Origin of the sequence: Neoroseomonas lacus (assembly GCF_014644535.1) — a bacterium.
GTDB classification, from domain to species: Bacteria; Pseudomonadota; Alphaproteobacteria; order Acetobacterales; family Acetobacteraceae; genus Neoroseomonas; species Neoroseomonas lacus.
Genome location: NZ_BMKW01000013.1, coordinates 120,926 through 141,293 on the forward strand (window position 1 = coordinate 120,926; position 20,368 = coordinate 141,293).

Genomic DNA, 20,368 nt, shown 5'->3' on the forward strand with positions numbered 1-20,368 from the left:
GTCTGGTTCGGCGCCTCATGCCAACGGCCGAGTGCTTCGACCGCTGGCATCCGCCCCATCAGGCCCTCGGACACCGGGCGCAAACAGCCGGTTTGCCTGGCTTTCGCGAGATTGCCGGCGGGCCGCATCCGGCTCTGACCGCATCATGTTGCCGCACGGCTGGCCGGGCCTGGGCATCGGCCGCTGCCGCCCACCGGAATGACCCAACAGACGCGTTCGAAACCGGATTCTCAGGCGCGCCTGATCTGCTCCAGGTCGTGCAGATTGCGCACGGCGGCGACGTAGCCGGATCGCGTGCCGGTCACGAGCGCCTGATTCAACTGGCGCAGTAGCCTTTCCAGATTGTCGGTCCGGCACAACTCGAGCGACCCGAGGCCGGCGCGATGCGTGGCGCGGTAGGAACCGTCCTGCAAGCGATCAATCTCGATGGTGCTGGCGCCGCCGGCTGCGGGGCGAAGCGTGATGATGACGTCCTCAGGCCCGATGCTCTGTGCGTCCCCCATGGGCGACGTGTCCTTTCCAAATAGCGGACACGGCGGCGCCCTCCTGGCGGCGGCCGGTCAGATCATCACCGACGCGACGCATGGACATGGGCCGGGACATGATGCCGAAGTCATAGGATTTCGCCCTGATGGCCGCCAGCGACCAGCGGTAGCGGTCTTTTGACGAACTCGCCTCAATATCTTGTGTAGGGTTGCGCCATCAACGCGCTGGTTTGGGCACGATCCGGCAATCCGGGCATTTCAGGCAGATACGCCTCCGGCACGGACCGGAGGCCTATCAAGCTCGCGGCTCATTCCCGGTTCTTGGGCTGCCTCACATCTGTGACACGAGGCCCGACCTGGATGCAGCGGGCGGGGATGGCGCCGGCCACCCCCGTCCCGTCGGCATGTCAGCCGCGCTGGGTAAGGCGCGGCGCCTGCTCAGCGCGAGCCGAGATGCGTGCGCGGATGACAGCGAGCGCCGGGGCGCCCTCCTCCAGCAGCGGCGCGCAGGCGGTGGCGGCGTAGCTGCCATTGCCGCGCTTCGCCTCGAAGTCGACCACCAGGGCGGTGACCTTCGTGTTGTCGAACAGATGCCGGTTGCCATCGTCGAAGTAGGTTTCGGTCACCGCGCCTTCGGAGACCACAAGGCCGTGGCTCGCCAACTCGACATGGTAGTAGGTGACCTCACGCACCCACAGCTCCTGCACGATGGTGGTGTCGTTCACCAGCAGCCGCGCCGGCACCAGTCGGCCATCGAGGAAGATGGCGTGCTCGGGGCTGACGCGCAGGTCGCGGAACGGCACACCATCGGCCAGCGCATCGGCCTTGATCAGGATCGGCGCGGCCTTGGAGCGGTCCCGCTGGCGCGCGACGTTCACATGGCTACGGCCAACCCAGACCAGCGGCTGCAGTGGCGCGCCGCCATGGGCGGTCACCACCAGATCACCGGCGCGCAGGTTCTCCACCGCCACTTCGCCGCGGGCGGTCGCGATGCGCGTGCCCGGGGCGAAGCAGTTGATGACGTAGTCGTCCGACGAATAGCCGTAGACGGTCAGTTCATCCCCGTCGCCATTGGTGAAGATGGTCGGCGTGGTGTCGTCGCCGCCGCCGGACACGGTCCAGGGGTTTTCCGACCCGGGGCGCCAGTGTTCGAGGTGGATCGTATCCGAGCCACCGCCCAGATAGATGGTGTCATTGCCGCCGCCCTCGCTCCAGGAATAGCTGTCGTTGCCGTCGCCAAGGTCGATTGTGTCGTCCCCGCTGCCGGCGAGCACCGTGTCGTTGCCGTCACCCAGGACGTAGTTGCCGAAACCGGAGATGGTGTCGGTGCCGCCCTGGCCGTCATCGACGGTGTCGTTGCCGCCGCTGAGGTTCAGGAAGACCGGCACGTTCGAGCCGGAATAGTCCAGCGTGTTAATGCCGCTGCCGCCGACCAGGCTGTCATTGCCGGCCGAGCCGACCACCGTGTCGTTTTCCGTCCCGCCGTCGATAGTCTCGTTGTCCGAGCCGCCGACCAGGCTGTCATTGCCCGCACCGCCGGCCAGGCTGTCCGCGCCGCCGCCACCGACGATGGTGTCGCCGCCGGCGCCGCCGTCGATGAAGTTCGCCGAGGAACCGCCGATGAGGCTGTCCGCGTTCGAGCTGCCGAGCAGGTTCTCGACACCCGACAGGCTGTCAGTGCCGGCCGCGCCCGAGGAGGAGCCATTGCCCGCGCCGTCGATCGCGACGGTCACGCCACCGGTCGCACCCGCATAGGACGCCCAGTCATTACCCGAGCCGCCGATCAGCGTGTCGTTGCCGCCGCCGCCAAGCAGGGTGTCGTTGCCGCCGCCGCCGTCGAAGACATTGGCGAGCGTGCCGCCGACGCCGCCGGTGATCAGGTCATTGCCCGTCCCGCCGGTGACGTTCTCCATGCCGGTCAGGCTGTCGGTGCCGACATCAGTCCCGCCAGTGCCTGTGCCGCTGCCGATGCTGTCGAGCGCCACGGTGACGTTGGACGTCGCGCCGCTGTAGTCAGCAAGGTCGGTGCCGTTGCCGCCGATCAGGCTGTCATTGCCGGCACCGCCATTGAGGCTGTCGTTGCCATCGCCGCCGTTCAGCGTGTCGTTCGCGTTGCCGGCACCGCCAAAGAGGCTGTTGGCACCCGTCGAGCCGAGGATGCTGTCTGCGCCCGAGCCGCCATTGACGTTCTCGAAGCCCTTGATGGTGTCGGTGCCGGCGCCGCCGGTGCCTCTTTCGGTCGCCAGGTTGACGGTGACCGGGCCTGTGATGCCCGTGTAGTCGAGCAGGTCGGTGCCGGTGCCGGCGAGGATGCTGTCACTGCCGAGCGTGGCGACGACGGTGTCGTTGTCGGCACCGGCGTCGATCGTCTCGGCATTGGCGCCGCCGACGATGCTGTCGTTGCCCGCGCCGCCGAAGATGGTGTCGGCATCGCCATTGCCGAGGATGGTGTCGTTGCCCTCACCGCCGTCCAGGAAGTCGACGCCGTCAACGCGGCCGGCGTTGGAACTGCCGACCAGCAGGTCGTTGCCGGACTCGCCAAAGGCGGTGTCGCCGTAGTTGGTGTTGATGGTGTCGTTGCCGCCGCCGCCCCACAGCACGTTGTCGACGTCGCTGCTACCGGTCAGGTTGTCGTTGCCCGAGCCGCCACGCAGGTTCTCGAAGTCGTTGGCGACGATGCTGTCGCCCTGCGCGTCGCCGCCCGAGGCGGTGCCGTCGACCAGGCTGACCGTCACGCCCGCCGTATCGGAGGCATAGGAGAGTTCGTCGGTGCCCGAGCCGCTGGTCATGGTGTCGGCGCCGGCGCCGCCCTCGACCGTGTCGTTGCCTGAATCACCGGTGATCGAGTCATTGCCGGCACCACCGAGCAGCGAGTCGTTGTTGTCCTCGCCTCGGATCGTGTCGTTGCCGACACCGCCGAAGATGGTGTCATTCCCGTCATTGCCGCGGATGCTGTCGTTGCCGCCCTGCCCGTAGACGAGGTCATTGCCGCCGCGTGCGTCGATGTAGTCGGCGCTGCCAATGGTCGTGGCGTCGGCACCCGAGGCGAGCTGGGTGTCGCCGTAGATCACGTCGGCATTGTTCGTGGTGTTCGTCAGACTGCCGGTGCTGTTCGAGCTGAGCGTGTCCGATCCGGTGGTACCAACAACGTTAGCCATCAGGCGCGTCTCCTCAAGGACAGGCCGCGCCGGCGGCAGCCGAGCGGCGATCGGGGTGGAAATGGCGAAGACCCGCCGCGCTCGGGCGCGGCAGGGTGATCAGGTGAAACGCGACGTGCGAACCGGCTGCGGCCGGCGCGCGGGATGGTCGGCCCGGGCTGCCCGCTGGGCGCTTGGGAGCGACCGGTCGTGTAGCCGGGCGCGGCGCACGGGCAGTGGCCTGCGCCACGCCCCCCGGCGACGGGAGCGTCGACGCGCCCCCCGATGGCCGGATGCCGGCAATGGCCGCAGGCACGGATGCCGGCATCGCGGCGGCGTCGCGTCGTGTCAGCCTCACGCCGCGTTGGCTCGCCTGCCACAGCCGCCGGGCGAGCCGCGCGGCGGACCGGCGGACCGCCGAGACGGCAGGACCGGCAATCATGCGATCGTATCGAATTTCAGGACAAGACATTGATCCGCGTCAATTAACGATAAATGAGACGTAGTGCGCTTGTTGCCGCTTTTCTTCGCGCCATATACTCACAAATTCGTGCAATTTTCATCTGTAAATCAGATTTAAATGATTATTGAGACACGCCACGGTTGTGCGGCGTGCACCCATGCTCGAACTGATGCAGAGACATCCAACGAAGATTGCGCAGCCGCGCGGCCGTTTCGGAGCCGAGCGAATCAATGGAAAAGAGGTGGCGCTTTCACGCCTGGCGTGTATCGCCGGCGCAGCTCGAACCGCGCGGGCGCCCCGTCACACGCATTCCGGCATTATCACCATTGCGTGATGTATCGGCGCGTGGACGCTTCCGACCGGTCCCGGCCAGTTGCGGCGGCGGCGCAGCGTCAGGCCCGTGCCGTTCGACCGGGCGCGCCATGACCGCTCGGCGCGCCAGTAACCAGCGAAGCATCCATCGGGCCCAACAAGGATCCTGCATCGTCGGTGCGGCACTTCACCGCCAAGCCGATGCTGGCCCCGCGCCAGGCGCTGGCTGGCAGGGGCGGGCGCGGCGCGATGCGCGGCATGCCGGCATCGATGACGTTGCGGCGATCCGGCCTCGCAGCACCGTCGAGCTATTCGCTCGTCAACGCCGCTCCGGCCGCCAGCGGTGCCAGCGGCAGCGCCAGCGACACCCCGGCGCCGAGCAGCAACAGGAATGGCGCGGGCGAAAGCCCCGCGGCGGCGGCTTCGATCGCCGCAGCGCCGAAGATCACCGCCGGAATCGCCAGCGGCAGCACCAGCAACGGCAGCAGCACGCCGCCGCGCCGCGCGCCGAGCGTCAGCGCCGCCCCCACCGTGCCGAGCAGCGACAGCAGCGCGGTGGCCAGCGCCAGCGCCGCCAGCGCCGCGCCCCAGGCCTCGACCGGCAGGTTCAGCATGGCGGCGGCGACCGGTGTCGCGGCCAGCAGCGGCAGGCCGGTGGTGATCCAATGCCCCAGCGCCTTGGCCGCCGCGATGCCCGCGCGCGGTAGCCCCGACAGCAGCAACTGGTCAAGCGTGCCATCCTCCGCATCCGCCCCGAACAGCCGGTCGAGCGGCAGCAGCGCCGCCAGCAGCGCGGCGGCGAACAGAGCCCCGGGGGCGAGCCGCGCCAGCGTCTCCGGCGCCGGGCCGACACCGAAGGGGAACAGCGACGCGACCAGCACGAAGAACAGCACCGCCGCCAGCGTGTCGGCCGGGTGGCGCAGGGCGAGGCGTATCTCGCGCGCCAACAGGGCGGCGAAGGCCCTCACAACCGCAACTCCCGCGCATCGGGCAGTGGCAGCGGGATATGCGTCGCGGCGACGACGATGCCGCCCGCCGCCCGATGCGCCTCCAGCAGCGGCCCCAGCCGTTCGACCGAGGCGGCATCGAGCCCCGTGGTCGGTTCGTCCAGCAGCCACAGCGGCGCCGGCGCCAGGGCCAGCCGCGCCAGCGCCAGCCGTCGCTTCTGGCCCGAGGACAACACCCGCGCCGGCAGCTCGGCGAGCCCGCCAAGCGCCACCGCCTCCAGCGCCGAGCCCACCGCCCCGCCCCACAGCCCGGCGAAGAAGGCGAGGTTCTCAGCCACGGTCAGCGCCGGCTTCAGCGCATCCTGGTGGGACAGATAGCGCAGCCGGGCGGCATGGGCGGGCGGGTCGGCGGCGATATCCGTCCCTGACCAGACCACCGCGCCCTCGGCCGGGCGCAGCAGCCCGGCGAGCATGCGCAGCAGGGTGGATTTGCCGGCGCCATTGGCCCCGGTCAGCAGCAGCGCCGCGCCGGCGGGGATGGTGAAGGACAGGCCGGCGAAGACCACGCGCTCCCCGCGCAGGCAGGCGAGGTCGCGCGCTTCGAGCACCGTTTCGCCCTGTTCAGCCAATCCCGCCCCCAATCCATGGACCGTTTCCGGCCGTCATGCTTTAAACCGCGCGTTTGTGCGGCCGCGAACCGCGGCCTCGGATCGAGAAGGGCACCCAACCATGCGGATGATCGGGCAGGACAGCCTGAAGACCCGCCGCACCCTAGCGGTGGACGGCAAGACCTATCACTACTTCAGCCTGCCCGAGGCGGCCAAGAGCATCGGCGACATCTCGCGCCTGCCCTACAGCCTCAAGGTGCTGCTCGAGAACGTGCTGCGCTGCGAAGATGGCCGCTCCTACACCGTCGACGACGCGAAGAAGATCGCGGAATGGGTGAAGGAGGGCCGCTCGACCAAGGAAGTGCCGTTCCGCCCGGCCCGCATCCTGCTGCAGGACTTCACCGGCGTGCCCGCGGTGGTCGACCTCGCCGCGATGCGCGACGCGCTGCTGAAGCTTGGCGGCGACCCGCGCAAAGTGAACCCGCTGGTGCCCGTGGACCTCGTCATCGACCATTCGGTGATGGTGGACTACTCCGGTTCCGCCTCGGCCCTGCAGAAGAACGTGGATGTCGAGTTCGAGCGCAATGGCGAGCGCTACGAGTTCCTCCGCTGGGGCCAGGAAGCCTTCGACAATTTCCGCGTCGTCCCGCCGGGTACCGGCATCTGCCACCAGGTGAACCTGGAATACCTCGCGCAGGTCGTTTGGACCGCGACCGACACCGGCGAGGTCTTCGCCTTCCCCGACAGTTGCTACGGCACCGACAGCCACACCACGATGGTCAATGGCCTCGGCGTGCTCGGCTGGGGCGTGGGCGGCATCGAGGCCGAGGCGGCCATGCTCGGCCAGCCGATCGCCATGCTCATCCCCGATGTCATCGGCTTCAAGCTGACCGGCACGCTGAAGGAAGGCATGACGGCCACCGACCTGGTGCTGACCGTCACGCAGATGCTGCGCAAGAAGGGCGTGGTCGGCAAGTTCGTCGAATTCTTCGGCCCCGGTCTCGACAACCTGGCACTCGCCGACCGCGCCACCATCGGCAACATGGCGCCGGAATACGGCGCGACCTGCGGCTTCTTCCCGGTCGACGACGTGACGCTTGAATATCTGCGTCTGTCCGGCCGCGACGAGCACCGCATCAACCTGGCGCGCGACTACCTCAAGGCGCAGGGCATGTTCCACGAGAAGGGCATGCCGGACCCCGTGTTCACCGACATGCTGGAACTCGACCTCTCGACGGTCGAACCCTCCATGGCCGGGCCGAAGCGGCCGCAGGACCGCCTCGCGCTGTCCAACGTTGCCGGCGCCTTCGGCAAGGACCTCGCCGCGGGCACCATGGGCGTGCCGGGCGACAAAGCCGAGCTGCGCGTGCCGGTCGCCGGGGCGAATTACGACCTCGGCCACGGCGACGTGGTGATCGCGGCGATCACCTCCTGCACCAACACCTCCAACCCCTATGTCCTCGTGGCCGCCGGCCTCGTGGCGAAGAAGGCGGTGGAGAAGGGGCTGACGGCGAAGCCGTGGGTGAAGACCTCGCTCGCCCCGGGTTCGCAGGTGGTGACCGAGTATCTCGACAAGTCCGGCCTGTCGAAGGACCTGGATGCGCTCGGCTTCCAGACCGTTGGCTATGGCTGCACCACCTGCATCGGCAATTCCGGCCCGCTGGCCGAGCCGATCGTGGACGCCATTGAGAACAACAAGCTCGTCGTGACCTCGGTGCTGTCGGGCAACCGCAACTTCGAAGGCCGCGTGCATGCCAATGTGCGCGCGAACTACCTCGCCTCCCCGCCGCTGGTGGTCGCGTATGCGCTCGCCGGCACGGTGAAGAAGGACCTGACGAAGGAGCCGATCGCCAACGGCACCGATGGCAAGCCAGTGTACCTGAAGGACATCTGGCCGACGCAGAAGGAAGTCGCCGACACGGTGCATGCCGTCGTCACGCGCGAGATGTTCCAGGAACGCTACGGCGACGTGTTCAAGGGCCCGCAGCAGTGGCAGGCAATCCGCGTCGATGCGGACAGCGACACCTATCGCTGGAACTCGGGCTCCACCTACGTGCAGAACCCTCCGTACTTCGAGGGCATGACGATGGAGCCGGCCGCCGTCTCCTCGATCAAGGGTGCGCGCATCCTGGCCGAACTCGCGGATTCCATTACGACCGACCACATCTCCCCGGCCGGTTCGATCAAGAAGGCCTCGCCGGCGGGTGAATACCTGCTGGAGCACCAGGTGCGGCAGGATGACTTCAACTCCTACGGCGCGCGGCGCGGCAACCACCAGGTCATGATGCGTGGCACCTTCGCCAATATCCGCATCAAGAACGAGATGGTGCCCGGCGTCGAAGGCGGTGTGTCCAAGCACTACCCCTCGGGCACTGTGGCGCCGATCTACGACGTGGCGATGAAGTACAAGGCCGAGGGCGTGCCGCTGGTGGTCATCGGCGGCAAGGAATACGGCACCGGTTCGTCGCGCGACTGGGCGGCGAAGGGCACCTTCCTGCTGGGCGTGAAGGCGGTCATCGCCGAGAGCTTCGAGCGCATCCACCGCTCGAACCTGGTCGGCATGGGCGTGCTGCCGCTGGTCTTCAAGGAAGGCGAGACCCGCCAGACCCTGGGCCTGACCGGCGACGAGACCATCGACATCATGGGCGTGGAGAACCTCTCCCCGCGCATGATGATGGATGTGGTCATCACCCGCGCCGACGGCACCAAGGTGACGACGCAGGTGATGTGCCGCGTCGATACCGCCGATGAGGTCGAGTACTACAAGAACGGCGGCATCCTGCACTACGTGCTGCGCGGGATGGCGAAGGCGGCCTGATGTCCGCGGCCCACGCGATGGGCCGCTGAGTGTTCTGTTTGGCCTCAGGCGCCGGCGCGCCCATCCGGGCGCCCGGTCGCCGCGCGACGCATTGCCGCCTTGGCGACGGCTGAGAGACCGTTTGAAAATGCGCCAGGAGGCGCATGTTGAGGTCCGGCACCGGCCCGCACCCCCAACCCGGCCACCCACGTCAGTATCCTGGAATGGGTGGCCGGGTGGGGGTGCGGGCCGGTGCCGGGCTTTTCAACCGGTCTCTGAGCGTCTGGGCGCGCTTGCGCCCCGATGCGTGGCATCGGGTCATGTGTCTGGTTGTTGAGGGCGCGCGAACCGTGAGGGTCGCGCGCTTCTTCGTTGTGGGCCTCAGCCTGGCGTTGCGTGGGCCCGGTACAGCGCTTCCTGCAGTGCCGTCAGCGCCTCATCCGAGTGGGCATCGTCGCGATTGGTCGCGACCACCATGGCGAAATCCTTGTCGGGCTGCACCAACACCTTCGCCTTGTTCAGCCCATTCGAGCCGGTGTGCAGCATGACCGTGCCATGCGTGTAGGGAAGCGTGCCGTAGACCCAGCCAAAGCCGTATCCGACCGCGGCCGGCGTGCCGGGTGGGGCATTGGGGTCCGGCGGTATGTCGATGACCTTCGTGTGCAGCCGGCGCAGCGTATCAGGCGTGACCAGCACCGGCCCACGCCGCCCGGCGCCGGCGTGCCAGCCGGCCCAGGTCGCGAAGTCGAGGATCGACAGGTGCACGCCGCCGACCGGACCGATGACCGGCTGCGCATCCCCATTCGGCCCCGCCAGGATCGGCTTCAGCGTGCCGTCCTGCCGGATCTCATGGCCGAGCGGGGCATCCACCCGCCCCCTGCTCGATTGCGGCCCGATGCCGGCCGTCGTGAGGCCCAGCGCGTCGAAGATCCGCGTCGAGACCAGTTCCTCCCAGGTCGCGGTCCCGGCGGATTCGAGCATGGCGCCAGCGATGATGTAGCCGAGGTTCGAATAGGCGAAGGTCGTGCCGGCAGGCCAGGCCAGCGGCCGAGCGCGCCATTGGCCGATTATCCAGCGTCTCATGGCGTCGAGGTTCACCCCCTCCAGCCGTTGCGAATCGAGAACCACCTTCAGCAGGTCTTCGCTGTCCGTCGGAATGCCGCCGATGTGGGACAGCAACTGTTCCAGCGTCACGCCGGCGAGCCCATCATCCATCCCGAGCCGCAAATTGGGGAAGGTCTGCCCGATCGTGGTGTTCCAGCCGATCCGGCCGGCATCGACCAGCACGCCGGCGAGCAGCGCCGTCATCGCCTTGGTGCAGGAACCGATATGGAAGCGGTCTGTCAGGGTGACAGGGACCTGCGCGTTGGCACGCCTGGTGCCGACCGTCCCCGCGGCGATGATCCGCCCATCCTTCACCACCGCCGCACCGAGCGCGGGCAGGGCGAAGCGGGACAGATAGGGCGCCAGCAATGCATCAAGGCTGGCCGGGGGTGCGCCAGCGGCCTGCGCCGCCGGTGGGCGCGCGGCGATCAGCCCCGCCGCTGTAGTGGCGGCGACAATGGTTCTGCGTTGCATGGGCTTACCCGTCCGATGAGACGGAAGTCTGGGTGCGGTAAAGCCCGGGACGCAAGGACCGATGGTCCGGCTACGCCGCGCAAGACCTCAGCACGGGTGCGGGCGCGCAGCGGAGCGCGGCATTGTGCATCAGGACCGATCCTCCCGTGGCAGCCGCAGGAGGGCCAGGATCGCAACTCCACACATCCCCGCCATGCCCCAGAACACCGCCGGGCCGAAGGCGTCGTATCCCTGTCCGGCCGTCAGCGTCGCCATCATCATCACCGCCCCGATCCCGGCGGCGAGCAGCGTTTGCGCCGTCCCCGCCACCGCATGCGGGATGGCCTGCTGCATCACCCGCATGGTCGCGAGATGCATCGCCCCAAAGGTGAGCGCATGCAGGGCCTGCGCCATGACCAGCGCCGGCAGGGCCACCGTCTCGGCGGTAATGCCCCAGCGCAGCAGTCCCGCTCCGGCCGCCAGCATCGCCAGCCCGCGCGCGCCGAGCCGGTCCGCCACCCCACGCCCCCAGGCGAACAGGGCAACCTCGGCCACCACCGACCACGCCCAGAGCAACCCGATCGCCGTCCCCGAGACGCCCGACTGGGCCCAATGGATCGACCCGAAGGCGTAATAGGCGGCGTGGCTCCCCTGGATCAGCGCCGCGACCAACAGTATCCGCCGGAAGGCGGTCAACGCCGCCACCGCGCGAAAGGCGCCGCCGCCACGCCGCGCCGTACCCGAACGCGCCGGCAGCATCAGCGCCGCAACCGCCGAGGCCGCCATGGCCGCGGCCAGCAGCCAGGCCGCGCTGCCCGCCCCGGTGCGTTCGACCAGCCAGCCACCGCCGCTCGCGGTGGCGATGAAGGCTACCGAGCCCAGCGCGCGGACCCTGCCGTAATCCCAGCCTTCCTCGCGCGCCGCGCGCAGCGCCATGGCATCGCCGAGCGGCACCACCGCGGCGTAGCCGAAGGACAGCAGCAGACTCGCCGCAAGAAAGCCGGGCAGCCCCTGCGCCAGGCCGTACAGGCAGGATGCCAGCGCCGCGATCATCGCCCCGCCGGCCATCACCGCCCGCGGCTGCCCCAGCGCATCCGCCACGCGCCCGCCGACCGGCCCCGAGACCAGCCGCATCGCCGAACCGGTCGCGAGCACGCCAGCAATCTCCCCAGCGGAGAGCCCCGCACCGGCCATCAGCGGCGGGATGAACGGCATCATCACGCCCACCGCGCCGAATTGGGCGATGAACAACAGGCCGAAACGCGGGGCAGAAGATGTCACGCGAAAGCCATGCCGGACGCCCCCGCCATGGACAAGAGCCGCCTCCCATGCGACGGAAGTCCGCCCCCCACTCGGAATATCTGCGCGCTATGTTCGAACCTCGGGTCCGGGCCGTCCTCGGCCCAACCAATACCGGCAAGACGCATCTCGCCATCGAGCGCCTGCTGGCTCATTCGTCGGGCATCATCGGATTCCCGCTGCGCCTGCTGGCGCGCGAGAATTACGACCGCATGGTCGCTCAAAAGGGCGAGAAGCTCGTCGCGCTGATCACGGGGGAGGAGAAGATCGTCCCCCCCGAGGCGAAGTGGTTCGCCTGCACGGTCGAGGCGATGCCGCTCGACCGCCCGGTCGAATTCCTTGCCATCGACGAGATCCAGCTCTGCGCGGACCCTGACCGCGGACACGTCTTCACCGACCGGCTGTTGCATGCGCGCGGCATGGTCGAGACGATGTTTCTCGGTGCCGAGACCATCGCGCCGCTGCTGCGCCGCTTGGTGCCGCGCGCCGAGATCGAGACCCGCCCGCGCCTGTCGCAGTTGACCTATGCAGGTCCAGCAAAGCTGACGCGGCTGCCGGCGCGTTCGGCGATCGTCGCCTTCTCTGCACAGGAAGTTTACGCGATCGCCGAAGCGGTGCGCCGCCGTCGTGGCGGCTGCGCCGTCGTGATGGGGCGGCTTTCCCCACGCACGCGCAATGCGCAGGTCGCGTTGTACCAGAATCGCGAAGTCGATTTCCTGGTCGCCACCGATGCGATCGGGATGGGGCTGAACATGGATGTCGACCATGTCGCCTTCGCCGCCCTGTCGAAGTTCGACGGCCAGCAACCGCGGCCGCTGACCGCGCAGGAAGTCGCGCAGATCGCCGGCCGCGCCGGGCGCGGCATGAAGGATGGCAGCTTCGGCACCACCGCCGAATGCCCCGCCATGCCGGACGAGATCGTCGCCGCGGTCGAGACCCACGCCTTCGAGCCGATCGCCCAGCTCGCCTGGCGCAATTCGGACCTCGACTTCACTTCGATCGACGGGCTGCTCGGTAGCCTGGCGATGAATCCGCCGCAGGCGGGCCTCGCCAAGGGGCATGACGCGGTCGACCACATCACCCTCGAAGCCCTGTCGCGCGATGTCGAGGTGCGCGGCCTCGCCGACACCATGTCGCGCGTGCGGCTGCTGTGGGAAGCCTGCCAGGTGCCGGATTTCCGCAAGCTGGCCGATGACAGCCACACCGCACTGTGCAGCAAGCTGTTCACGCATCTGGCGCGCGACGGCAAGCTGCCGAAGGACTGGGTGTCCTCCTCGCTGGCGGTGCTCGAACGCACCGATGGCGACCTCGACACGCTGATGGCGCGGATCACCGCGATTCGCGTCTGGGCCTACATCGCCGCGCGCAATGACTGGATCGACGACGCCCCGTCGCTGCAGGCCGATGCCCGGCGTGCGGAGGACATGGTCTCCGACGCGCTGCATGAGACGCTGACGGCGCGTTTCGTCGACCGCCGCGCCGCCCACCTGATCCGCAAGATGGACGACACCGAGGAGGAACTGCTCTCCGCCGTCACCCGTCGTGGCGAGGTGGTGGTCGAGGGTCATCCGGTCGGCCATGTGAAGGGCTTCGCCTTCGAGCCCGATTCCGAGACGGTGGATGAGGAGGAGCGCCGCGTCGTCCTGCGCGCTGCCCGTCGTGCGCTGGTCGCCGAGATCCCGCGCCGCGTCGCCATGCTGGAAGCGGCGAAGGACGACGCCTTCGCGCTGACGCCCTCGCACAAGATCACCTGGGCCTATTCCCACGCGCCGAACATGCCGGCGGGCCTCGGCGACATCGCCGAGGTGGCGAAGCTGAAGCCGGGCTCCGAGCCTTCCAAGCCGCAGGTCGAGGTGCTGGCGAGCGAATTCCTCGACGGCGCGCAGCGCGAACGCATCCGCGAGCGGCTGGCGACCTGGCTGGAGGCGCTGATCAAGCGCGAACTCGGCGCCATTTTCACCGCCGAAGGCAAGGCCGCCGAGGACAACACCCTGCGCGGCCCGGCCTTCCGGCTGCGCGAGGAACTCGGCTTGGCGATGGGTCGGACCGACCCGGAGATTCGCCCGGATCTGCGCCAGAAGCTGAAGGCCATCGGCATCCGCGCCGGGCGTTACGCGCTGTTCGTGCCAGAGGCGATGAAGCCCAAGGCGATGGCGTTGCGCGCCCAGCTCTGGTCGCTACTGCGTGGGATCGAGGCCCCGAAGCTGCCCGGTGGCGGCCTCATCGCCATCCCGGTGCGCGAGGACTGGCCGCGCGGCTTCGCCGAGACAATGGGCTGGCTGCCGGCCGGCCCGGTGTTGCTGCGGTTGGACGTGGCGGAACGCATCGCCGGCGAGATCGGCCATCTGACGCGCCGCGCGCCGGCCATGCTGCCGGTCGACTTGGCGAGCCGGCTCGGCATCAAGGGCGAGATGCTCGGCCCGGTGCTGGACGCCATGGGCTTCCGCCTGATGCCTGCCGAAGTGCTGGAGGAGACCGCCTTCGGCCCGCCTGCCCCGGCGCGCATCGCCCATGCCCGGCCGCCGCGCCAGGAACACCATCGCGGCCCGCGTCGCGATGAACAGCGTGGCCCCCGCCGCGACGACCAGCGCGGCCCTAAGCGGGACGAGCAGCAGCGTGGCCCGCGGCGTGACGACCGCCGCGGTCCGCGCCCGGATGCCGCGCCCGTCGCCGAGGGTGCCGCGCCCGCCGAGGCCGGGACCGCCGAGGCGCCGCGCCAGGACGCGCGCCCGCCCAGGCAGGACCAGCGCCCGCCGCGCCAGGACCAACGCCCGCCGCGCAACGACCAGCGCCAGGGTGGCAAGCCCTACCAGGGCGACCGTGACCGCGACCGCCCGCGTCGCCCGCGCGAGGAACGCGTGCAGCTACCTTCCATGCCGCGCCCGGACAGCCCCTTTGCCGTCCTGGCCAATCTGCTGAAGAAGGACTGACATGGTGGCGGACGGGCGCGAGGCACAACGCCTCGATGCCTGGCTGTGGTGCGCGCGTCTGCGCAAGACGCGCGCTGATTGCGCCAAGCTGGTCGAAGCCGGCGTAGTGCGCATCAACCGCCTGCCGACCGACAAGCCGCATGCCCGGGTGCGCCCGGGCGATGTGCTGACCATCGCCCAGGGACGCGGCGAAACCGGGCGCATCGCCGTGTGGCGGGTAGTCGCGCTCGCCGAACGGCGCGGGCCGGCGGCGGAGGCCCAGGCCCTGTACGAGGATCTGTCCGGCACTGGGTGATTGGGGAATGCCCCGGTGCCGGGCGTCGCCTCGCTACCGCAGGAAGTCGAGCAGCAGCCGCACGGTCTCCACTGGCCGTTCCTGTTGGACCCAGTGCCCGGCGCCGGCCACCAGATGCGTGCCGCGCCAATCGGCGGTGGCCTCGGTTTCCATCTTGTGCAGCGCGCCCGGTGACTGCTGCACGCCCCAGTCCCGCGCGCCGCCGATGAAGGTCGCCGGCACCTCGATCCGGCGGCCGGCGAAGGCCTCCATTTCCATGTTCGTGCCGAGGAAGCGCGTGCGGTAGCCGTTCAGCCCGCCCTGAAAACCGCTGCGTCCGTATTCGGCAGCATAGACCGCGAGGTCAGCCTCGGTCAGCCATGTGCAGGCGGCGATGTGGTCGGCGGAGGGCATTTCATGCGCCACCGTCTGCGGCATCGTCTCGGCGGCATCCATCACATAGTAGGTGGGCAGCTTGGCGAGTTCCTCGGCCGTCCAGCCCTTCAGCGGGAAGACGTCATTGCCCGCCCAGTCGCCCGATTTGTGGTGGTAATAGGCGCGCAGGAAAGCGTGCAGGCCCTGTGGCGGGGCGATCATGTCGCCATTCGCCGGGCGGGTCGCGTAGTACCAATGGTAGTGCTTGCGCGGCCGCGGCAGAGCGGCGAGCGCCTGCGCGATGTCGGCCGCCGGCGCGCGGTCGGATGAACCGAGGGCGGGCGGGCCGGCGAAGGGCGCGCTCATCAGCGCGACGCGGCGGAACACGTCCGGCCGCACCAGCGCGCAGTGCGCCGCGACGGGGGAGCCGAAATCATGCCCGATCACGGCATGGACGGCCGGCACGCCAAGCGTCTTCAGCAGGGCGAGTTGGTCGCGCACCAGGTTGAGCATCGCGAAGGGCCTGAGGTCGGTGTCATAGGCGTCCGACCAGCCGATGGTGCGGCCATAGCCGCGCTGATCCGGCGCGATGACGTGAAACCCCGCCTCGGCCAAGGGAACCATCACGCGCCGCCAGGAGACGGCGAGCTCGGGAAAGCCGTGCAGCAACAGCAACACGGGCCGGCCGGCCTCGCCGGCTTCCAGCACATGCATGGTCAGGCCGTTGATACCCGGCACCATGCGCGACCGGATGCCGGCGGGCAGGAGTTCGGGGCTGAGCGGATCCATGAGCGTTCCTTCCTTGTGTGTTGTCGCGCATCCGGCCAGCGAACCGCACGCGGAGCAAGACCGTCGATTTCGCAGAAATCGGACGAAGGTGCAGGAAACTGAGTTTCCTGCCGGGGGTGCTCGAGGGGCAGCGCCCCTCGACCTTTTCCGCCTCGGTTTGACGCTTCGGCCTGTGGCGCCGACCCTCCGCCCCATGAGGGATGGAATCGCCTGGTCGAACGACCTGCTCACCATCGCGGCCCGCTTTGGCGACCGCGTTGCCGTGACTGATGGCCTGCAATCGATGAGCTTCGCCACGCTGGCCGCGCGGGCGCATGCGCTGGCGCACCGGCTGCGCGCGGCGGGCGTCGTGCCTGGGGCGCCGGTGGCGACCCTGGTGCCGAATGGGGTGGAGGCGCCCTGGGTCAGCTATGGCGTGACGATCGCCGGCGCTGCCGAGGTGCCGGTCAACGCCCATTCCACCGATACCGAAATCCTCTGGTTCGCCGAGTTGACCGGCTTCCGCCGTATCCTCGCCCCGGCCGCGCAGGCGGAACGGCTGGCGGCGCTCGGCTTCGAGCCCTGGCCGATCGAGGCGATCGCCCCGGACCCCGCGCCCGTGGCCCTGCCACCGGTGCCGGCCGATGCCTGGGGGCGGCTGATCTTCACCTCGGGCACCACGGGCCGACCCAAGGCGATCGTGCATACCCATGGTGGCCGCTGGACCGCGCATCTGCTGCAGCGCGCCGTGCTGCCTTTCACCCCCGGCCGCGGCGACCGCATCCTGCTGATGACGCCGTATGTGCATGGTGCCTCGCTGATCGCCGCCGCCTGGCTGGAACAGGGGGCCGAGGTGGTGCTGCAGGATGGCGTTCGCGCCGAGGCGATCGCACCGATCCTCGAAGCCGGTCCGTCGGCCATCTTCGCGCCGCCGACGGTGCTGGCGAAGATCCTCTCGCTGTTTCCCGGTCGGCGATTCGAGGGGGTGCGCTGCATCTTCACCGGCACCTCGACTCTGTCGCGCGGCTTGTGGCAGCGGGCGGCGGAGGCCTTCGGCCCGGTGGTGCGCATCACCTATGGCATGAGCGAGTGCTTCAACCCGATCACCGTGCTGGAAGCGCCGGAGGTGGCCGAATTAATGGCGGCCGAGGACCAGGGCCTCGGCGCCTGCCTCGGCTGGCCGGCGCCGGGGGTGGAGGTGTCCATCCGCGACGAGGAGGGCGCGCCACTGCCGGCGCTGGAGCCGGGCGAGATATGGCTGCGCGGGCGGCACATGAATGCCGGCACAATCAGCGGCGCGGGCTTCGCCGCCCGGCCGCCAGGGGCTTGGCACCGCACCGGGGACCTCGGTGCGATCGACTTGCGCGGGCGGCTGCACCTGTCGGGCCGGGCGGCGGATGTCATGAAATCGGGCGGCTACCGCATCCACCCGGGTGAGATCGAGACGGTGCTGGACGGCGCGGCGGCCGGACGGGCGATCTGCGTGCTCGGCCTGGCCTCGGATTACTGGGGGGAGGTGATCGTCGCCGTCGCCGAGAACCCGCCGCCGGGTTGGCAGGAGGAGGCCGCGACGCGCATCGCCGCCCTGGCGCGGCACAAGCATCCGCGCGCCTGGCTGACGCTGCCCGAACTGCCGCGCAACGCCCAGGGCAAGGTGGTCCGTGCCCGGGTGCGGGAAGCGATCCTCGCCACCCATGCGCTGGAGGACGGGCCGCGCCCGAAACTTGTGGCACGAGGGCCGCAGTAGCCAGCCAAGCGGCACACGACACGGCGGCGGCACACCATCCCGGCTTGCTGCGACCAAAGGCCGAGACGATCATCGGCGCCTATTTTTCGAAGGATCGCGCCTGTTTTAGAGACGCGTGCTGACGCGGCGCGCGGGGCGCAGCCTATGGCGAGTGCCCCGCGCCGGGTTTGCCCCCATCGCGAAGCGCGGCAAAACGTGCTGAGATGATGTCAACCAGGCGGGATAACCGCCGGCCAACCCTGTTCAGGAAGGAACGTCCGGATGCCGAAGGCGCTACGCCTCGCGCTTGCTCTCATTGCCTGCTGCCTGCCTGGCCTCGCCGCCGCCCAGTCACAGGCGCCCTGGCCAAGCCGGCCGATCCGCCTCGTCATTCCGTGGCCACCGGGCCAAGCCACCGACCTCGCCGGCCGGGTGATCGCCCAACGCCTGCAGGAGCGCCTCGGCCAACCGGTCGTGCCTGAAAACCGGGCAGGCGCCGGTGGTAGCATCGGCTCCGACGTGGTCGCCAAGGCCGCGCCGGATGGCTACACGCTGCTCGCCGGGTCCTCCGGGCCGATCACCATCGCGCCGTTGTTGCAGCGCCTGCCCTATGACCCCACGCGTGACCTGACGCCGATCGCGATGTTCGGCGTGTCGCCCTATCTGCTGGTGGTGAAACCCGATTTCCCCGCGCAGAACATCCAGGAATTCATCGCCCTGCTGCGGGCACGACCAGGGCACTACACCTTCGGGTCGTCAGGCACCGCGGCGACCGCACATCTGATCATCGAGGCGTTCAATGCCGCCGCCGGGATCGAGGCGCTGCATGTGCCGTTCGCCGGCAGCTCGCCCTCGATGACGGCGCTGATGGGCGGGCAGATCAACTACAGCATCGAGACGATGGCCGCGACCAACCCGCTGGTGCGCCAGGGCGCGCTACGGGCGCTCGGCATCTCGCTGTCGGCCGGCAGCTCACTGGCGCCTGGCGTCGAACCCTTCGCCCGCCAGCCGGGGGCGTTGGCCGGCTTCGATGCCGGTGCCTGGGTCGGGTTGATGGGTCCGGGCCACCTGCCGGAGCCGATCGTCGAGCGGCTCGCCGCCGAGGTGGTCGCGGCGATGGCCCAGCCCGAGATCCGCGCCCGCTTCGAGAGCATCAGCGTCGAGCCGATCCCGCGCACGGGCGCCGCGTTCAACACCTATCTCGCGGAACAGCGCGCGCTGTTCCAGGGCATCATCCAGCGGGCCAATATCCGGCTGGATTAGAGCGCTTTCCGACTATGCCAACGGCATGAGTCAAAGGCTCATGTCGTTGGTTTCAAGATACAAGGCGCTGCAGGAGCGACGTGCAGGGCTGCCATCGGGCATCGGCATCAGGACAGCGACGCGCTCGCCAAGCCCATCGCCCGCGCCGCGAAGAAGCGCTTGAGTCCCGGCAATCGGTCCACCGCCGCGATACCGAGCCGTCGCGCCAGCCGCACCGGCGGCAGCGGCGAGGTGAACAGCCGCTCCAGCACATGTGTCGCGCCGAGCATCACAAGACTGTCGGGCCGCCGCGCCGCCTGGTAGCGCGCCAGCAGCGCCGGTCCGCCCGGATCCTCCCCGGCCCGCACCGCAGCGACCACCATCTCGGCGAGGGCGGCGACGTCGCGGAAGCCGAGGTTCAGCCCCTGCCCGGCGATCGGGTGAATGCCATGCGCGGCGTCACCCACCAGCGCCAGCCGTTCGGCTGTATAGCGGGCGGCATGCATGGCGCTCAGCGGATAGGACCAGCGCCGGCCGATCGGCGTCACCGCACCCAGCCGGTCACCGATCCGCGCGGCAATCTGCCGCCCATAGGCCGCATCGTCGAGCGCGAGGCAGCGCTTGGCCACCGCCGTCCGCTCGGTCCAGACGATGGCGCTGACATGCGGGTGGCCCGGGATGCCCTGCATGGGCAATTGGGCGAAGGGCCCATGGGGCAGGAACTGCTCCACCGCCTGATTGTGGTGCGGCCTCTCATGCGCGACCGCGCCGACAATGCCGAGGCAGTGATAGTCGAGCCGCGTCACCGGGATGCCGGCCGCCTGGCGCAGGGGCGACTGCCGCCCCTCGGCACCGACGACGAGACGCGCCCGGATCTCCTGCCCGCTCGACAGGCGGATGCTGACTTTTTCAGCACTTCGCTCCACCGTGGCGGTGGCGGGCGCGAAGACCGACAATTCGGGCAATGAAGGCAGCCGGGCATTGAGAGCGACGCGCAGCGAGCGCGCCTCGACCATCCATCCAAAGGGCTCGCCGCCGAGCTCGGCATGGTCGAAATGCAGCGACAGCGGCGAGGCATGTTCGCCGGGGCGGCCGTCGGCGACCTGGATTCCGAGGATCGGGCAAGGCTCCTCGGGCAGGTTTTCCCAGACCCCCGCGGCATCGAGCAGCCGGCGGGAGGTCAACGCGATCGCATAGGCGCGGCCGTCGAAGGCCGGCATTTCCATCGGCGGCAGCGGCGCGGCATCGACCACCGCGGCGCGCACGCCACCATCGGCAAGGGCGGCGGCCAGGGTGGCGCCAACGGGGCCGGCGCCGAGGATGCAGACCTCGACTTCGAGGGGTGTTGTCATGCGCTCAATCTAGGGCCGAACGGTCCGGCTGCCAGCATGCTCCGCTTTTGTGCTGTTGCATGAATTATGCGCACTTGACGTCGCAGCATCGCCCCC

General features: G+C 69.4%; 14 protein-coding genes. 6 read left to right on the top strand and 8 right to left on the bottom strand.

Going from position 1 to position 20,368, the window contains the following annotated elements; genetic code table 11:
* Nucleotides 1–230 precede the first annotated feature (230 nt).
* Together IEY36_RS23810 and IEY36_RS23815 are read right to left on the bottom strand one after the other, a co-directional pair.
* Nucleotides 231–503, bottom strand: a complete 273-nt coding sequence (locus IEY36_RS23810; protein WP_188971570.1) for a hypothetical protein — start codon at nt 501–503, stop codon at nt 231–233.
* 389 nt (nt 504–892) lie between these two features.
* Nucleotides 893–3,643, bottom strand: a complete 2,751-nt coding sequence (locus IEY36_RS23815) for a Hint domain-containing protein (protein WP_188971572.1) — start codon at nt 3,641–3,643, stop codon at nt 893–895.
* 599 nt (nt 3,644–4,242) lie between these two features.
* Here IEY36_RS23815 and IEY36_RS23820 point away from each other — a divergent pair.
* Complete coding sequence (locus IEY36_RS23820) at nt 4,243–4,419, top strand: hypothetical protein (RefSeq protein WP_188971574.1); 177 nt, start codon at nt 4,243–4,245, stop codon at nt 4,417–4,419.
* Nucleotides 4,420–4,705: 286 nt separating this feature from the next.
* Here IEY36_RS23820 and ccmB read toward each other — a convergent pair whose 3' ends face one another.
* Together ccmB and ccmA are read right to left on the bottom strand one after the other, a co-directional pair.
* Nucleotides 4,706–5,365, bottom strand: a complete 660-nt coding sequence (gene ccmB / locus IEY36_RS23825) for a heme exporter protein CcmB (RefSeq protein ID WP_188971576.1) — start codon at nt 5,363–5,365, stop codon at nt 4,706–4,708.
* A complete protein-coding gene (gene ccmA, locus IEY36_RS23830; RefSeq protein WP_229681537.1) occupies nt 5,362–5,973 on the bottom strand; it encodes a heme ABC exporter ATP-binding protein CcmA in 612 nt (203 codons plus the stop codon). The genes ccmB and ccmA overlap by 4 nt, the downstream gene beginning before the upstream one ends.
* A 100-nt stretch (nt 5,974–6,073) precedes the next feature.
* On the opposite strand from ccmA, the gene acnA reads away from it, so the two are divergent.
* Entirely contained in the window at nt 6,074–8,770 is a 2,697-nt protein-coding gene (gene acnA / locus IEY36_RS23835; RefSeq protein WP_188971578.1) for an aconitate hydratase AcnA, read from the top strand.
* Between the two features lie 360 nt (nt 8,771–9,130).
* Here acnA and IEY36_RS23840 read toward each other — a convergent pair whose 3' ends face one another.
* Both IEY36_RS23840 and IEY36_RS23845 read right to left on the bottom strand, forming a co-directional pair.
* Entirely contained in the window at nt 9,131–10,327 is a 1,197-nt protein-coding gene (locus tag IEY36_RS23840) for a serine hydrolase domain-containing protein (RefSeq protein ID WP_188971579.1), read from the bottom strand.
* A gap of 129 nt (nt 10,328–10,456) precedes the next feature.
* Nucleotides 10,457–11,587 (bottom strand): MFS transporter, encoded by a 1,131-nt coding sequence (locus tag IEY36_RS23845; protein WP_188971581.1) that lies wholly within the window; start codon nt 11,585–11,587, stop codon nt 10,457–10,459.
* A 47-nt stretch (nt 11,588–11,634) separates the two neighbouring features.
* On the opposite strand from IEY36_RS23845, the gene IEY36_RS23850 reads away from it, so the two are divergent.
* Together IEY36_RS23850 and IEY36_RS23855 are read left to right on the top strand one after the other, a co-directional pair.
* A complete protein-coding gene (locus IEY36_RS23850; RefSeq protein ID WP_456307058.1) occupies nt 11,635–14,535 on the top strand; it encodes a helicase-related protein in 2,901 nt (966 codons plus the stop codon).
* Between the two features lies 1 nt (nt 14,536).
* Nucleotides 14,537–14,830: an RNA-binding S4 domain-containing protein gene (locus tag IEY36_RS23855; protein WP_188971585.1), complete on the top strand. Its 294-nt coding sequence runs from the start codon at nt 14,537–14,539 to the stop codon at nt 14,828–14,830.
* Nucleotides 14,831–14,863: 33 nt separating this feature from the next.
* Here IEY36_RS23855 and IEY36_RS23860 read toward each other — a convergent pair whose 3' ends face one another.
* On the bottom strand, nt 14,864–15,973 hold the full coding sequence (locus tag IEY36_RS23860) for an alpha/beta fold hydrolase (RefSeq protein ID WP_188971587.1): 1,110 nt from the start codon (nt 15,971–15,973) through the stop codon (nt 14,864–14,866).
* 193 nt (nt 15,974–16,166) lie between these two features.
* On the opposite strand from IEY36_RS23860, the gene IEY36_RS23865 reads away from it, so the two are divergent.
* Nucleotides 16,167–17,699: a class I adenylate-forming enzyme family protein gene (locus IEY36_RS23865; protein ID WP_188971589.1), complete on the top strand. Its 1,533-nt coding sequence runs from the start codon at nt 16,167–16,169 to the stop codon at nt 17,697–17,699.
* A 261-nt stretch (nt 17,700–17,960) separates the two neighbouring features.
* On the top strand, nt 17,961–18,941 hold the full coding sequence (locus tag IEY36_RS23870; RefSeq protein ID WP_188971591.1) for a Bug family tripartite tricarboxylate transporter substrate binding protein: 981 nt from the start codon (nt 17,961–17,963) through the stop codon (nt 18,939–18,941).
* Between the two features lie 107 nt (nt 18,942–19,048).
* Here IEY36_RS23870 and IEY36_RS23875 read toward each other — a convergent pair whose 3' ends face one another.
* On the bottom strand, nt 19,049–20,272 hold the full coding sequence (locus IEY36_RS23875; RefSeq protein WP_188971593.1) for a UbiH/UbiF/VisC/COQ6 family ubiquinone biosynthesis hydroxylase: 1,224 nt from the start codon (nt 20,270–20,272) through the stop codon (nt 19,049–19,051).
* Nucleotides 20,273–20,368: the final 96 nt, after the last annotated feature.

Coding starts and splice junctions, on each gene's coding strand:
- IEY36_RS23810 (WP_188971570.1), bottom strand. CDS start 503: ATGGGGGACGCACAGAGCATCGGGCCTGAGGACGTCATCATCACGCTT.
- IEY36_RS23815 (WP_188971572.1), bottom strand. CDS start 3,643: ATGGCTAACGTTGTTGGTACCACCGGATCGGACACGCTCAGCTCGAAC.
- IEY36_RS23820 (WP_188971574.1), top strand. CDS start 4,243: ATGCTCGAACTGATGCAGAGACATCCAACGAAGATTGCGCAGCCGCGC.
- acnA (WP_188971578.1), top strand. CDS start 6,074: ATGCGGATGATCGGGCAGGACAGCCTGAAGACCCGCCGCACCCTAGCG.
- IEY36_RS23840 (WP_188971579.1), bottom strand. CDS start 10,327: ATGCAACGCAGAACCATTGTCGCCGCCACTACAGCGGCGGGGCTGATC.
- IEY36_RS23850 (WP_456307058.1), top strand. CDS start 11,635: ATGCGACGGAAGTCCGCCCCCCACTCGGAATATCTGCGCGCTATGTTC.
- IEY36_RS23855 (WP_188971585.1), top strand. CDS start 14,537: ATGGTGGCGGACGGGCGCGAGGCACAACGCCTCGATGCCTGGCTGTGG.
- IEY36_RS23860 (WP_188971587.1), bottom strand. CDS start 15,973: ATGGATCCGCTCAGCCCCGAACTCCTGCCCGCCGGCATCCGGTCGCGC.
- IEY36_RS23865 (WP_188971589.1), top strand. CDS start 16,167: ATGAGGGATGGAATCGCCTGGTCGAACGACCTGCTCACCATCGCGGCC.
- IEY36_RS23870 (WP_188971591.1), top strand. CDS start 17,961: ATGCCGAAGGCGCTACGCCTCGCGCTTGCTCTCATTGCCTGCTGCCTG.
- IEY36_RS23875 (WP_188971593.1), bottom strand. CDS start 20,272: ATGACAACACCCCTCGAAGTCGAGGTCTGCATCCTCGGCGCCGGCCCC.